This window comes from Sphingobium lactosutens, from assembly GCF_013393185.1.
Classification (GTDB): Bacteria; Pseudomonadota; Alphaproteobacteria; order Sphingomonadales; family Sphingomonadaceae; genus Sphingobium; species Sphingobium lactosutens_A.
This window is the reverse complement of the sequence record NZ_QJQX01000077.1, coordinates 1-11902: the sequence shown is the minus strand read 5'-3', so window position 1 is coordinate 11902 and position 11902 is coordinate 1. Positions and strand designations below refer to the sequence as shown.

11 protein-coding genes and 1 tRNA gene are annotated in these 11902 nt (G+C 58.9%); 3 read left to right on the top strand and 9 right to left on the bottom strand.

Annotated elements, in window-relative coordinates:
* Nucleotides 1–88 precede the first annotated feature (88 nt).
* Complete coding sequence (locus DM806_RS21775) at nt 89–1312, bottom strand: Hint domain-containing protein (RefSeq protein WP_179045258.1); 1224 nt, start codon at nt 1310–1312, stop codon at nt 89–91.
* Between the two features lie 371 nt (nt 1313–1683).
* Nucleotides 1684–2421: a hypothetical protein gene (locus DM806_RS21770; RefSeq protein WP_179045257.1), complete on the bottom strand. Its 738-nt coding sequence runs from the start codon at nt 2419–2421 to the stop codon at nt 1684–1686.
* Nucleotides 2422–2475: 54 nt separating this feature from the next.
* Here DM806_RS21770 and DM806_RS21765 point away from each other — a divergent pair, with 54 nt between their 5' ends.
* Both DM806_RS21765 and DM806_RS21760 read left to right on the top strand, forming a co-directional pair.
* The gene (locus DM806_RS21765) at nt 2476–3156 is read left to right on the top strand and encodes a tyrosine-type recombinase/integrase (RefSeq protein ID WP_256869432.1); all 681 of its coding nucleotides are present in this window, start codon (nt 2476–2478) and stop codon (nt 3154–3156) included.
* A 620-nt stretch (nt 3157–3776) separates the two neighbouring features.
* Complete coding sequence (locus tag DM806_RS21760; protein ID WP_179045283.1) at nt 3777–4364, top strand: LuxR C-terminal-related transcriptional regulator; 588 nt, start codon at nt 3777–3779, stop codon at nt 4362–4364.
* Nucleotides 4365–4935: 571 nt separating this feature from the next.
* Here DM806_RS21760 and DM806_RS21755 read toward each other — a convergent pair.
* From DM806_RS21755 to DM806_RS21725, 7 genes are all read right to left on the bottom strand, one after another.
* Nucleotides 4936–5012 (bottom strand) — tRNA-Arg (locus DM806_RS21755).
* A gap of 74 nt (nt 5013–5086) precedes the next feature.
* The gene (locus DM806_RS21750; protein WP_179045256.1) at nt 5087–5476 is read right to left on the bottom strand and encodes a hypothetical protein; all 390 of its coding nucleotides are present in this window, start codon (nt 5474–5476) and stop codon (nt 5087–5089) included.
* A 102-nt stretch (nt 5477–5578) separates the two neighbouring features.
* Entirely contained in the window at nt 5579–6226 is a 648-nt protein-coding gene (gene nth / locus DM806_RS21745; RefSeq protein WP_179045255.1) for an endonuclease III, read from the bottom strand.
* Nucleotides 6227–6231: 5 nt separating this feature from the next.
* Entirely contained in the window at nt 6232–6996 is a 765-nt protein-coding gene (gene dapB / locus DM806_RS21740) for a 4-hydroxy-tetrahydrodipicolinate reductase (RefSeq protein ID WP_179045254.1), read from the bottom strand.
* Nucleotides 6997–7075: 79 nt separating this feature from the next.
* Nucleotides 7076–7603 (bottom strand): molybdenum cofactor biosynthesis protein B, encoded by a 528-nt coding sequence (moaB, locus tag DM806_RS21735; protein WP_179045253.1) that lies wholly within the window; start codon nt 7601–7603, stop codon nt 7076–7078.
* Complete coding sequence (locus DM806_RS21730; RefSeq protein ID WP_179045252.1) at nt 7603–9402, bottom strand: lytic transglycosylase domain-containing protein; 1800 nt, start codon at nt 9400–9402, stop codon at nt 7603–7605. Before DM806_RS21730 ends, moaB begins: the two co-directional genes overlap by 1 nt.
* A complete protein-coding gene (locus tag DM806_RS21725; protein WP_179045251.1) occupies nt 9399–10109 on the bottom strand; it encodes a uracil-DNA glycosylase family protein in 711 nt (236 codons plus the stop codon). Before DM806_RS21725 ends, DM806_RS21730 begins: the two co-directional genes overlap by 4 nt.
* 142 nt (nt 10110–10251) lie before the next feature.
* Between DM806_RS21725 and DM806_RS21720 the strand changes: the two genes are divergently transcribed.
* Nucleotides 10252–11902 (top strand): electron transfer flavoprotein-ubiquinone oxidoreductase (locus tag DM806_RS21720; RefSeq protein ID WP_179045250.1); only part of this gene is annotated, 1651 nt, incomplete at its 3' end.

Sequence of the window (11902 nt, the reverse complement as noted above, 5' to 3'; positions counted from 1 at the left end):
CCATTTCCATCCCCGTCCCGGCCGGTCGCCAGAATTGCAGAACTATCGGTGAATCCGCGCCGACCCGAAGGCCGGCGCGGACACGAACTCAGGCCGTGCGCTTGAGCGGCAGCATTTCGCCGTCCAGCATCACCGCCCGGTCGGCCAGGCGCTTGTGCATCGCGCGGATGGTCTGCTGATCGCGCACTGCATGGAAGCCGGGGCGGCTGCCTTCGCGGCGGCCATGGCCTTCGGGCGCCAGGCTGGTGACATCGGCATTGTGGAAAAAGTCACGGTTGCCGCCATCGGTGTAGGATTCCGAATAGATGCCATGGGCGCGGATCACGTCGAACTGGTCGAGCTCGATATGATAATAGGAAATGCGCTTCAGGCCCTTGTCGGCGACGACGGTGGAGCCGTTGACCAGATCCTTCGCGCGGACGAGCAGGCCATCGACATAGAGATGGTGCCATGGCGACACACGGATGTCCTTGCTGGGCACATTCTCGCTTACCGCGTTCCTTTTGACGAGGATCGGCCAGAAATCCTCCAGCTTGGCCTGGGGGATATGGTGTGCCCAGTCATGGCGATAACCGACCCAGCGGACCTCCCGCATGCCGTTGCGGCCACGGACCTTGTCGCCGACCTGGATGTCTTCGACGGCCACTTCGCCATTCTCTGTTTCGATCATCGTGCCAGCCAGGAAGCAGACCGGCGCGACGAATTCGCCGTTGACGAAGAAGCTGTCCGGGTCGGCCTGGATCATAGCCGCCAGTTCGGGGCTGATGCCATTGAGGTTGAAGGTAAATTTGTCGGCACCGAAAAGGCCGCGTTCGAGAACAAGCGACGCGCTGCCGGAGACGGAATTATAGCTGAAGTCGTCAAACGTATAGCCATCGACCGAAACGCTGTCGCCCCAGCTGAAGCCATTGACGTTGAACGAACTGACCGTGTCGATCAGCCCTTTCTCGTAAGAGAAGGAGCCCGATCCATTGCCGGAGAAGTTGACCGTCTGCGTACCGATGGTGAGACCAAGCAAGTCTGGCCCCGACACCGATACATTGGATGTATCGCCGATATTGTAAGTCACGGCAGTGAGTGCCGACACGCCCAAGGCGCCATAGTTGACGGTGAGATCCCCGCCGTTGATGGCGGAGAAGGTGGGCGATGCCGCAGCGGCAATGCCGGCAATAGAGTTCAGGACAGCGCTGACGCCATCCACGGTAAGGGTTTGCGACCCCAAGGCGGTAAGGTTGACGGTATTGGTCGAGTCGGCATTGCTACTGTCGATGACGTAATCGCTGGCACCAAGGTCGAGATTCAGAATGGCCATGTCAATCTCCTCGCATTAGGATTTTCTGCTTATCTACTCCACGAGATAATGTGATTTGATATTTTATCGTGGAATAAATTCCGTGTATTAATGATCCGTAATGGGTGAATTATATCAACGTATATTTTCATATATCTCTTAAATTGTATTTTTAAGTTACATCGAATTTGGAGGAATTGTAATTCCCCCATCGGCCTCCATGAAAGCCATGTTCCTTCTTTCACGTAGGGCGTCAGGCTTGCTCTGCAGAGCGGCCATTGGGCCGCATGAGCATAGCTGTCGTCGAATGGATGGCGGGCGGTGGATGCCTGGGCTTGAACATGCTCATTCCGCGGAAATGGTACGGGAGCATGAGATGCAGGCATCATCATTCAGGCCGCCTGTCGCGCCAATGTCGAGGATTGAAATGGCCTCAGTGGGTGAATGACCTTGCGACCGTCCCGCTCGATGCGAATGCGTCTGATGCCGGGGTAGTCGAGGCGGTCGCCCTGAAGCCGGTATATGCCGCGGGTGCTCGCAACGTTGCTCAAAGATGGCGGCGCGCCGGTTTCGGCGATCTTGTTGGCGAGCGGCGCTGGCGGGATGCGCTTTCGTGCGCTCTGGGGTGAAATATTGACTCCAGCGTGGACCTGCTGATCCGCTTCGAGTTTGTCCGGAATGAAGAGTATTTCCAGCCGAGCTAGGATTGGATCCGGTTCAATTCGCTCGCGGGTATCTGTTACGCCGCCGCACCCCTTTTGCTGATCATCGGGCGATATCCTCCAAAGCAGCTTCTCGTGGTGGAAGATGGCATCCGGCGCGAGGAGATGGCGAATGACCGATCTTTCTCGGGAGCGCAGGCTTGTAACAGCCGGCACATGCTCATGTTCGCGTGCCGGGAAGTCGGCGGGCACGGGGGCTGTGATCGTTGCGATTGCAGACGGCCGCAATTGCGGACCCGGTTCATGGCGATACGAGATTTTCAGATCGTTGCGGGCGGTTTGGGTAGCATCCTCTCCATAGGGCAAACATGTCAGCTCCGAATTGTCGATCCTCAAAACCGGGGCGAGGTCACCTGCTCGAAAGCGGTCGATTCCGCGCCTTGAGTTGCCGGCCCTCGTGCTGGCCATATCACCCCCTGGGTTGCCCTATGGAGTGACAGAATAGTCAATTCTGTATCAACGATGTCTGGTGGACGCTTTGATAACCTCGAAAATGGCACCATCGATAAAGTCAAAAATAGTAAAGAGGAGGTTTATGTGCCCTGGTCAATGTATGACCGCAGAGGAAAGCGGAAATACCTCACTAACAATGAAACAGTATCATTTTTATCGGCGGCAAAAAATGAAAGTGTAGAAGTTTATAGCTTCTGCTGGTTTCTTGCCGTAACGGGTTGCAGGATTTCAGAAGCGTTATCGATAGGGCCGGAGAATATCGATTTCTCTTCCGGTCACGTCATTATAAAATGCTTGAAGAAACGGCAAAATGCTGTTTTTCGCGCCATTCCGCTTCCACTCAAGATGTTGGATCGGATTCAGGAGTGGATGACCAAGGAAAAGCTTGGGGATGATGGTTTGTTTTGGTCATGGTCTCGCATGACAGCCTACCGGAAGGTCACGAATGTCATGATAAAAGCGCGCATTTCTGGGCCTTGGGCGGTGCCTAAGGGGTTGCGCCATGGCTTTGGCGTGAGAGCGATCCAATCCGGGGTTCCGCTCAATCTGGTACAGCGCTGGCTTGGTCATGCCGACATGAAGACAACAGCTATCTATGCAAACGCCAGTGGTGCCGAAGAGCGCGAAATCGCCGCACGCGCCTGGCTGACCGAAGATTCCCGCTACGAGCTCAAGCGGGCCGCAGCCTGACATGGTTAATTACGAGTTCTTATGATCAAAGTAAAAACCAAGAAATAAGGCAAAATTTATAGTTAATAAAATTCATAAGGCGCTGTAATTTAGATATTAAAATTCATTCCGGTTGCGTCGTGATACGAAATTGACTATTCTGTAACATATGGAAATACTATATTTCATATAGTTAGCCTTTTTTGACGCGTGAATGTTATAAATTCCGTTGCCATTGCGGCAGATGTTGGCACGTATTTGTATTTTTTACTTTGGATTTGATGCATTATTTATTTACTGAAAAATTATAATTTCGATCTATTATTTATTTAATGGATTTTAATCTATAATTTACTATATTGTAGATAGTAATATTTGACCTTCATCAAAGTATCTGCATGTTCTAGTTTGAGAGGGTAATCTGCCCTCGCCTGACGGCATGAAAATGGCAATCTGATGTCAAGGTTATGCGGTTCGGCTTTCGTCACGCAAGCCGATTGCCCTTTGCCTGGACGGGATAAGTTTGCCCGATGGAAATATGTTTCCGGCAGGGCGCCGTATCGACCGCGTGCGCTCATTGTGCAAGGGTGACAACGCATCCTATGGTGCAGGAATGACCGATTTTGGGACCGGGTTCGACCATGTCTTTGTCAAAGCTGATTGCCACAAGTCCGATCGCGGCCTTGATCTGTGATCCGCGCCAACAGGATACGCCAATCATAGAGTGTAACGCTGCATTTGAGGCATTGACCGGCTATGGTCGCGATGAGGTTATTGGTCGCAATTGCCGTTTTCTGACGGGGCCGGGGACGGAACCGTGGCTTACCCAGAATCTTCGCATTGCCATCGGCGAGCGTCGCCCCATTCTGCTCGAAATATTGAATTACAAGAAGGGTGGAGCAGCTTTTCGCAACGCCGTTCTGGTCGCGCCAATCTTTGATGAGGCAGGGACGCTGCTATATTTTCTGGGATCGCTGATGGAAGTGGAGGATCCCAGGATCGATGTCGTTTCCCGGCGATCGAATGCCCATGAGTGCATTGCCGCGCTGACAAGGCGCCAGCGGGAAGTGTTGATCCTCATGGCGGCCGGGCAGCTTAACAAGCAGATCGCTCATGCACTGGATTTGTCGGAGCGCACGGTCAAGATGCACAAGGCGGCGCTACTGAAGGGTTTGGGCGTCGCTACGGCCGCTGACGCCATCAGGCTGGCAGTGGAGGCGGGTTATTGATGCGGCTGTCCGTTACTCTGCGCATCCTGTTCGAAATAACGAAAGCCTTCAATAAGGCTCGTCCAACTCAAAAGGCCTGAGAAATTTGATAGAACATTGAATATCGGTCCGAACCGTCACAATACCCTCGGCCGAATGATGCTTGACGAGAACCGTTACCACTGAATTCAGGCGTGGAATATAGTCGCCGGTCACGACCATGCCGCTTGGGATCACTTTTCGGATCTTGATTTCGGTAAGTGTCGGCCCATCCTGAAGCAGGGCCGGAAAAGATGCGCGTCGCCTCCGAAAGCATTCATATATTTTTTTTGCGTCCATCGGGATCTGGCGAATGCCTCATCAATTTTGCGATATTGCCAAGAAATTTCCATTTATTGGCATGATGTTATCCTTCTGATAGTGTCATTTATAATGACATGTCAAATCGTTCCGTAATCGTAACGATTTTATCAATCAGAAGCGCCTTATTGATTATCATCGAGCAATGCATATTTAAGTCAAGGGCGCGGGGACGGCAGGCGCAGGCATCGACGGCTGATTGCCGAACGCCATGAGCGACTTATTTGAAAAATGGCGCACCCAAGAGGATTCGAACCTCTGGCCTTTGCCTTCGGAGGGCAACGCTCTATCCAGCTGAGCTATGGGTGCGTGACGCTGGTCAGAAGGGGCGGTTAGCAAAGTCCATCGGACTGCGCCAGCACCAAAATCATCTGTCGCCGATCTTATTTCGCCGCTTTTTCCATCGGCTGGAATTTGCCCAGGCCACAACTCGCGCCCGGTTGCAGACCGGGGCCGGAATTCCAGAGCACAGTGATGATATCGACCGAGCAAAGCTGGGACAGGCTGGTCTTGTAGAGGAACCGCTTCTCGAACCCCAGGCTGGGGCAACTGTTGGGCAGCGTGTTGCGGTAGATTTTCCGGCCGTTCATAATGAAATCGATCGTCTGATCGTCGCGCACATTGGTGGACTGGATCGACCGGATGGGGATGCAGTCGGCGGGCTCGCCCTTGGCCACATAAGGGTCGGGAGCATTGGTTTTCGCGATGGCGGGGGCGACGGCGCAGCAAAGGGCAATGCCCAAGGCAAGGCGAACGGGGGTGCGGATGGGCATGGCTTCTCTCCTCATATCACGCCGATTCGACGGCACGGAGCGCGGGTTTCCGTCGCCTTCCTAGCACGGTCCAGCTGAACCGGGCGATAACGGAGAAGAAGGTCAGGCCGCCTTGGGCGCGGGCGTCTTGGGCTTGTAGCGGCAAAGGTCGGCGACGATGCAGCGCCAGCATTCGGGGCGCCGCGCCTTGCAGACATAGCGGCCATGCAGGATCAGCCAATGATGGGCATCGCGCCGGAATGGTCCCGGCACGCGCTTTTCCAGCTTTTGCTCAACCGCCAGGACCGTCTTGCCCGGCGCCAGGCCGGTCCGGTTGCCGACGCGGAAGATGTGGGTGTCGACCGCGAAGGCCTCCTGCCCGAAGGCCGTGTTGACCACGACATTGGCGGTCTTGCGCCCGACGCCGGGCAAGGTGGTCAATGTGTCGCGATCCTGCGGAACCTCTCCTTCGAAGTCGCGAACGAGGATGTCCGAAAGGGCGATGACATTTTTCGCCTTGGCATTGAAGAGGCCGATCGTCTTGATATGCTGCTTCAAGCCTTCCTCGCCCAGATCGACCATCTGCTGCGGGGTCTCGACATCGCGGAAGAGCGCCCGCGTCGCCTTGTTCACCCCGACATCGGTCGCCTGCGCAGACAGGACGACCGCGACCAGCAACTGGTAGTCGTTGCCATATTCCAGCTCGGTGCGGGGGGCAGGGTTAGCCTCCGCCAGGCGGCTGAAAAAATCGAAGATCTGCGCCTTGTTCATATGCTTTAGAGACCCAGCACGCCCTTCATGTCGTAACGGCCCGCGCTCTGGCCCAGCAACCATTGCGCGCCCTTGATCGCGCCGCGTGCGAATATGGTGCGATTTTCCGCGCGATGGCCGAGTTCGATCCGCTCGCCCTCAGCCGCGAAAATGACTTGATGATCGCCCGCGACCGATCCGCCGCGCAGGGCCGCGAAGCCGATAGCCCCCTTGGCCCGAGCGCCGGTTATGCCATCGCGGCCGCGTTCGCTATTGTCGGCAAGCACGATGCCACGACCGCGTGCAGCGGCTTCTCCAAGCAATAGCGCCGTGCCCGACGGCGCGTCCACCTTGTGCCGATGGTGCATTTCGACGATTTCGATGTCCCAGTCGTCACCCAGTCCGGCTGCAGCCTTTTCAACCAGGGCCGCCAGCAGGTTGACGCCCAGCGAAGTATTGCCGGTCTGGAGCACGGGAATATGCTTCGCCGCCTCGTCGATCAGCGCGTGATGAACCGGTTCCAGTCCGGTGGTGCCGATCAGAATGGGCTTCTTCGCGGCGATGCAGGCGTCGAGATGGGCGGAGAGGGCGCCGGGGACGGAGAAGTCGATCAACACGTCGCTCGCTTCGGCCAGTGCCAGCGAATCTGCCGTGATTGCGATGCCCGGCGCGATCTCGCCGGTGCCGCTGCGATCCGTCCCGCCGGCGATGCCGATGCGGGCTTCCGCGGCCATGGTGGCAATAGCGCGGCCCATGCGGCCCGCTGCTCCGAAAATTCCGATGCTGGTCATGATCATGCCTGTCCTGAAAGTCGTGGCAGGCGCGATGCCAGAGAGGGGCGCTTTTGTCATCCCCACGCGGACGATGCGGTCAGCGTTCGGTAAGGCGCGGCATCAGTTCGACAAAATTGCAGGGACGGAAGCGGCTGTCGAGCTGCGTGACGAGAATGCCGTCCCAGGCATCTTTCACCGCGCCGGTCGAGCCGGGCAGGGCGAAGATATACGTGCCGCGCGCGACGCAGGCGGTGGCGCGAGACTGGATGGTGGACGTGCCGATGCTTTGATAGCTGAGCCAGCGGAACAACTCGCCGAAACCGGGGATCTCCTTGTCCTGCACCTGGGCAAGCGCTTCCGGCGTCACGTCGCGGCCAGTGACGCCGGTGCCGCCCGTGGTAAGGATCACGTCGATTTCGGGATCATCGATCCAGGTATGAAGTCGCGCGACGATCGCGGACTTGTCGTCCTTTTCGATATGGCGCGCGGCGAGAATATGGCCGACGCCTTCGAGGCGTTCCACTAGTGCGTCACCGGAACGATCTTCCGCCAATCCGCGCGTATCGGAAACGGTTAGAACCGCGATCCGGACGGGCAGGAAGGTCCGCCCCTCGTCGATCGGCATCAGTCGGAGCCGCCGGCAATGTTCATGGCGGGGGATGTACGGCCATCGGCCTTGCTCAGGCGAACCAGCTTCACACCCTTGGCATTCGGGAAGGTCGGCCACATGCCCTGCGCCATGCCGGTCAGGCAATCGGTGCTGCCCTTCGCCTGGATCTGGTACATCCAATAGTTGCGCATGACGATGTTCACATAGGCGCGGGTTTCATAATAGGGCAGAGATTCCATGAAGAGCAGCGGATCGCCCTTGTCATGGACCTGCGTGTTCCAGCGCTCGACCGGCAACGGACCGGCATTATAGGCAGCCATTACCTTGGGCAGCAGGCCGCCCGTCGCGCTCATGTCGCGCAGCGATTCCAGATAACGCTGGCCATATTCCATGTTGGTCGACGGTACGAACAACTGCGCAGCAGACGTCATGCCAACATCGCCCGCCGTGCCCGGACGAACCTGCATCAGACCGCGCGCGCCGGCGCTGCTGACCACATCGGTGCGGAATCCGGATTCCTGCAGCGTATGGGCGAAGATCAATGACGGATCGACGCGCCAGCCGCCATCAGGGCGCCAGTCTGGTGCGGGAAAGCGGGCGAAGCTGGCGGGCTGGGTGCCGGCCGGGCCGTTATGGGCAAGGTAGAGCTGCGTTGCGGGAAGGTTGAGAGCGCTCGCAAGGCGCAGCAGCGCGTCATATTGATCGTTGCCGCCGATCTTCGCCTGGTAACGGAGCAGCTCGTCTGCCCGACCCGCTTCACCGATCGCAGACAGGACGATTGCGGCGCGGGCATTGGGACTGTTCTTCAGCTTCTGCCATTCAAGCGCACCGAAACGGCTTGCAATGGGTGCGCCGCCCAGCGGCATGCCCAATGTTTCCTTTGCGAGCAGGCCGTAGAAAGTCTCATCCGAACGGGCGGCAAGCTTGAGATAATTCGCGACCTTCTCTGCCTCGCCGCAGACCATATAAGCGCGCGACGCCCAATAGGCGCCGGCCGATCGCATGTCGGCGTCGGTTGCGAGCGCGGCGACATTGGCGAAGGCGGGGGCGGCGGTGCGGCAATCATTCTGGCGCCACGAGGCAAGGCCGGCGGTCCAGTGCGCCTGCACCGTCCAATCGCCGCCACTCCGCGTTTCCAGCGCCTTGGCAGCCATGCGCCGCGCGTTGTTGTCGTCATTTTCGATATAATAGGCCCAGGCAACGCGCTGGCGGACTTCGGTCAGGCCTTCCGGGGTCAGGCCTGTCTCGCCGCCGGCTAGCAGCCCTTCGGCGCCGGCTGGATCATCATTCTTCACATAATTCTGGATCTGCCCGGCAAGCGCCTGCGCCAGCATGTCGGTCTTGGTCGCGGCGACATATTGGCGACGTGGGGCCGAGCCCAGCCAGACCATCTTCTGGATCTGGGGCAGCGTGGGCAGGATCGTCGCGCCGCGCTTTTGTGCAAGACGGGAAAGCTGGTCTGCCTTGGGCAGCCAAGGTGCCTTGTTGACGAGGTCGAGCAGGGCGAACAGTTCGACGCGGGGGGAGTTGCGGGCGAGATAGAGTTCGGACAATGCCACCGGACGCACCGCGTCCTGCGCGTCGAGCGCCTGGATCATCGCCGTCGCGTCGGCCCATTTTTCGGCACGCAACGCGGTAAAGATCGCATTGTAGCGGGCCTTGTCCCCGTCGCTCAGGTCGAGTGGCGATTCATCCGACTTCATGATCGGCAGGCCGGGAAGGGTTTCGGCGGTTTCGGCAGCGGCCTGCGTGACGGCTGCGGTTCCCAGGGCCATCAGGGCCAGGCAGGACAGGCGGGTCGCGGCTCGAATCACGGACGGTATTCCTCGATCAGGCTTTGCAGGGCACGCCAACATTCCGCCTTCGCCGCAGGCTGGCTGAGCAGCAGGCGTGGATGGAATGTGGCGACGGCGGGCACAGTGCCGCCATCATGATTAAAATTGCGTAAACTATTTGCGGGCATGGCAATGTCGGCAGGCATCAGCGCGCGGATCGTCCGGTCTCCAAGCAGGAGTAGGCGCCGCGGACGTGCCAGATGAATCTGCGTGCGCATCCGTGCTGCGGCTGCCTCCAGATCGGCTGCCTCCACCATGCCGCCGGGCGGCCGTGCAAAGAAAAGGGATGCGATATATGCCTGCGTCCGATCGACACCGATCGCGCGCAGCATGGCGTCGAACAGGACGCCGGCGCGGTCGGCGAGCAATGCGCCCGTTTCGACATCGGCCGGGTCGGGCATATCCGTGACGATCATCAGTGGCGAATCGACGGCCCCGGCGGGGTAGATGGGGCGCGTCGACCAACGCCGTTCGGGATGAACCGATTCGCTTTCCAGCCAGAGATGAAAGGCTTGCAGATCCTGCGGCTTAGCGGATGCGAGTGTCTCCACCGGCTGTGGCGCGGAAACCGCCGCGGATATAGGGCGCAGCCAGTCGCACGGCCCTTCCGCCACGGCGCTGTCCACGCCGGCCAACTGCCACCATGCCAGATAGGCATCGGCCGACAGAGCCGCATTATCCTGCATTAATCCCCGCATCGCAATCAACTAGGGCCAGAGGTTGACGACCGGGTCAAGCTGCTTCATCGCTTTCAATGGTAAAGTGTTGGAGTAACGCGGCGGTTGGAAGGACGGGGTGCAGCCCGCCAAACGCCTGGAGGAGGGATGAATGAGCGAACGGGATTCGATGCCGTATGACATCGTGATCGTGGGCGGTGGGCCTGCGGGACTGTCGGCGGCGATCCGGTGCAAGCAGTTGGCCAATGATGCGGGTCAGGAACTGGCGGTGTGCGTGCTGGAAAAGGGGTCGGAGATCGGCGCCCATATCCTGTCGGGCGCAGTGATCGATCCCAAGGCGCTGGATGAGCTGATCCCGCAGTGGCGCGACATGGGCTGTTCGCTGGCCGAAACCCCCGTCACCGACAATCAGCACTGGATGCTGACCAAGACCGGCAAGATCGCGATGCCGCATCTCCTGACGCCGGGCTGGATGCACAACAAGGGCGCCTATACCGGATCGCTGGGTAACCTCTGCCGCTGGCTGGCCGAGCAGGCCGAGGGGCTGGGCGTGGAGATCTTCCCCGGCTTTGCCGCGGCGGAGATCCTCTACCATGAGGATGGCAGCGTGAAGGGCGTGGCCACCGGCGACATGGGCATCGACCGCGAGGGCAATCGCAAGCCCGACTATCAGCCGGGCCTCGAACTGCACGCCAAATACACCTTCTTCGCCGAAGGGGCGCGCGGCCACCTGACCAAGATATTGAAACGCCAGTTCGCGCTCGACGCGGACAGCGAGCCGCAGGTTTATGGCCTGGGCATGAAGGAATTGTGGGACATCGATCCGGCCAAGCACAAGCCGGGCCTGGTCATTCACTCGCAGGGCTGGCCGCTGACCGATGCTTACGGGGGGGGCTTCCTCTATCACCAGGCCAATGGCCAGGTGGCGCTGGGCTTCGTCGTGGGGCTGGGCTATCGCAATCCGCATCTCTATCCGTTCGAGGAGTTCCAGCGATGGAAGCAGCATCCGGAAATCCGCAAATTCCTCGAGGGCGGGCGCCGCGTTTCCTATGGCGCACGCGCGATCAACGAGGGCGGCTGGCAGTCGATCCCGAAACTGGCCTTCCCCGGCGGCGCGCTGATCGGCTGTTCGGCGGGCTTCGTGAACGTGCCCCGGATCAAGGGCACGCATACCGCGATGAAGTCGGGCATGCTGGCGGCCGAGGCAGCGTTCGCCGCAGTGCAGGCCGACCGCTCTGGCGATGCGCTCGACGACTATGACGCGACCCTGCGCTCCAGCTGGATCGCTGACGAGCTGCAACTGGTGAAGAATGCCGAGCCGCTGCTGGCCAAGTTCGGCAACACGATCGGCACGCTGCTGGCGGGCATCGACATGTGGATGCGCACGCTGAAAATCGGCCTGCCCTTCACGATGAAGCACAAGCCCGATTGCGAGAAGCTGTGGACCAAGGACCACGCCAGCAAGATCGCCTATCCCAAGCCGGACAATGTGATCAGCTTCGATCGGCTGTCGTCGGTGTTCCTCTCCAACACCAATCATGAGGAGGACCAGCCGGTCCATCTCCAGCTGAAAGACCCATCGGTTCCGATCAGCTACAATCTGCCCCTTTATGACGAGCCGGCGCAGCGCTACTGTCCAGCGGGCGTCTATGAAGTGGTCGGTCAGGAAGAGGGCGATCCCAAGTTCCAGATCAACGCGCAGAATTGCGTCCATTGCAAGACGTGCGACATCAAGGATCCCACCCAGAATATCAACTGGGTCGTTCCCGAAGGCGGCGGAGGACCAAATTATCCCAATATGT

Excerpts from the sequence above, each read along its gene's own strand:
- DM806_RS21775 (WP_179045258.1), bottom strand. The coding sequence starts at position 1,312 with ATGGCCATTCTGAATCTCGACCTTGGTGCCAGCGATTACGTCATCGAC.
- DM806_RS21770 (WP_179045257.1), bottom strand. The coding sequence starts at position 2,421 with ATGGCCAGCACGAGGGCCGGCAACTCAAGGCGCGGAATCGACCGCTTT.
- DM806_RS21765 (WP_256869432.1), top strand. The coding sequence starts at position 2,476 with ATGTCTGGTGGACGCTTTGATAACCTCGAAAATGGCACCATCGATAAA.
- DM806_RS21760 (WP_179045283.1), top strand. The coding sequence starts at position 3,777 with ATGTCTTTGTCAAAGCTGATTGCCACAAGTCCGATCGCGGCCTTGATC.
- DM806_RS21750 (WP_179045256.1), bottom strand. The coding sequence starts at position 5,476 with ATGCCCATCCGCACCCCCGTTCGCCTTGCCTTGGGCATTGCCCTTTGC.
- nth (WP_179045255.1), bottom strand. The coding sequence starts at position 6,226 with ATGAACAAGGCGCAGATCTTCGATTTTTTCAGCCGCCTGGCGGAGGCT.
- dapB (WP_179045254.1), bottom strand. The coding sequence starts at position 6,996 with ATGACCAGCATCGGAATTTTCGGAGCAGCGGGCCGCATGGGCCGCGCT.
- moaB (WP_179045253.1), bottom strand. The coding sequence starts at position 7,603 with ATGCCGATCGACGAGGGGCGGACCTTCCTGCCCGTCCGGATCGCGGTT.
- DM806_RS21725 (WP_179045251.1), bottom strand. The coding sequence starts at position 10,109 with ATGCAGGATAATGCGGCTCTGTCGGCCGATGCCTATCTGGCATGGTGG.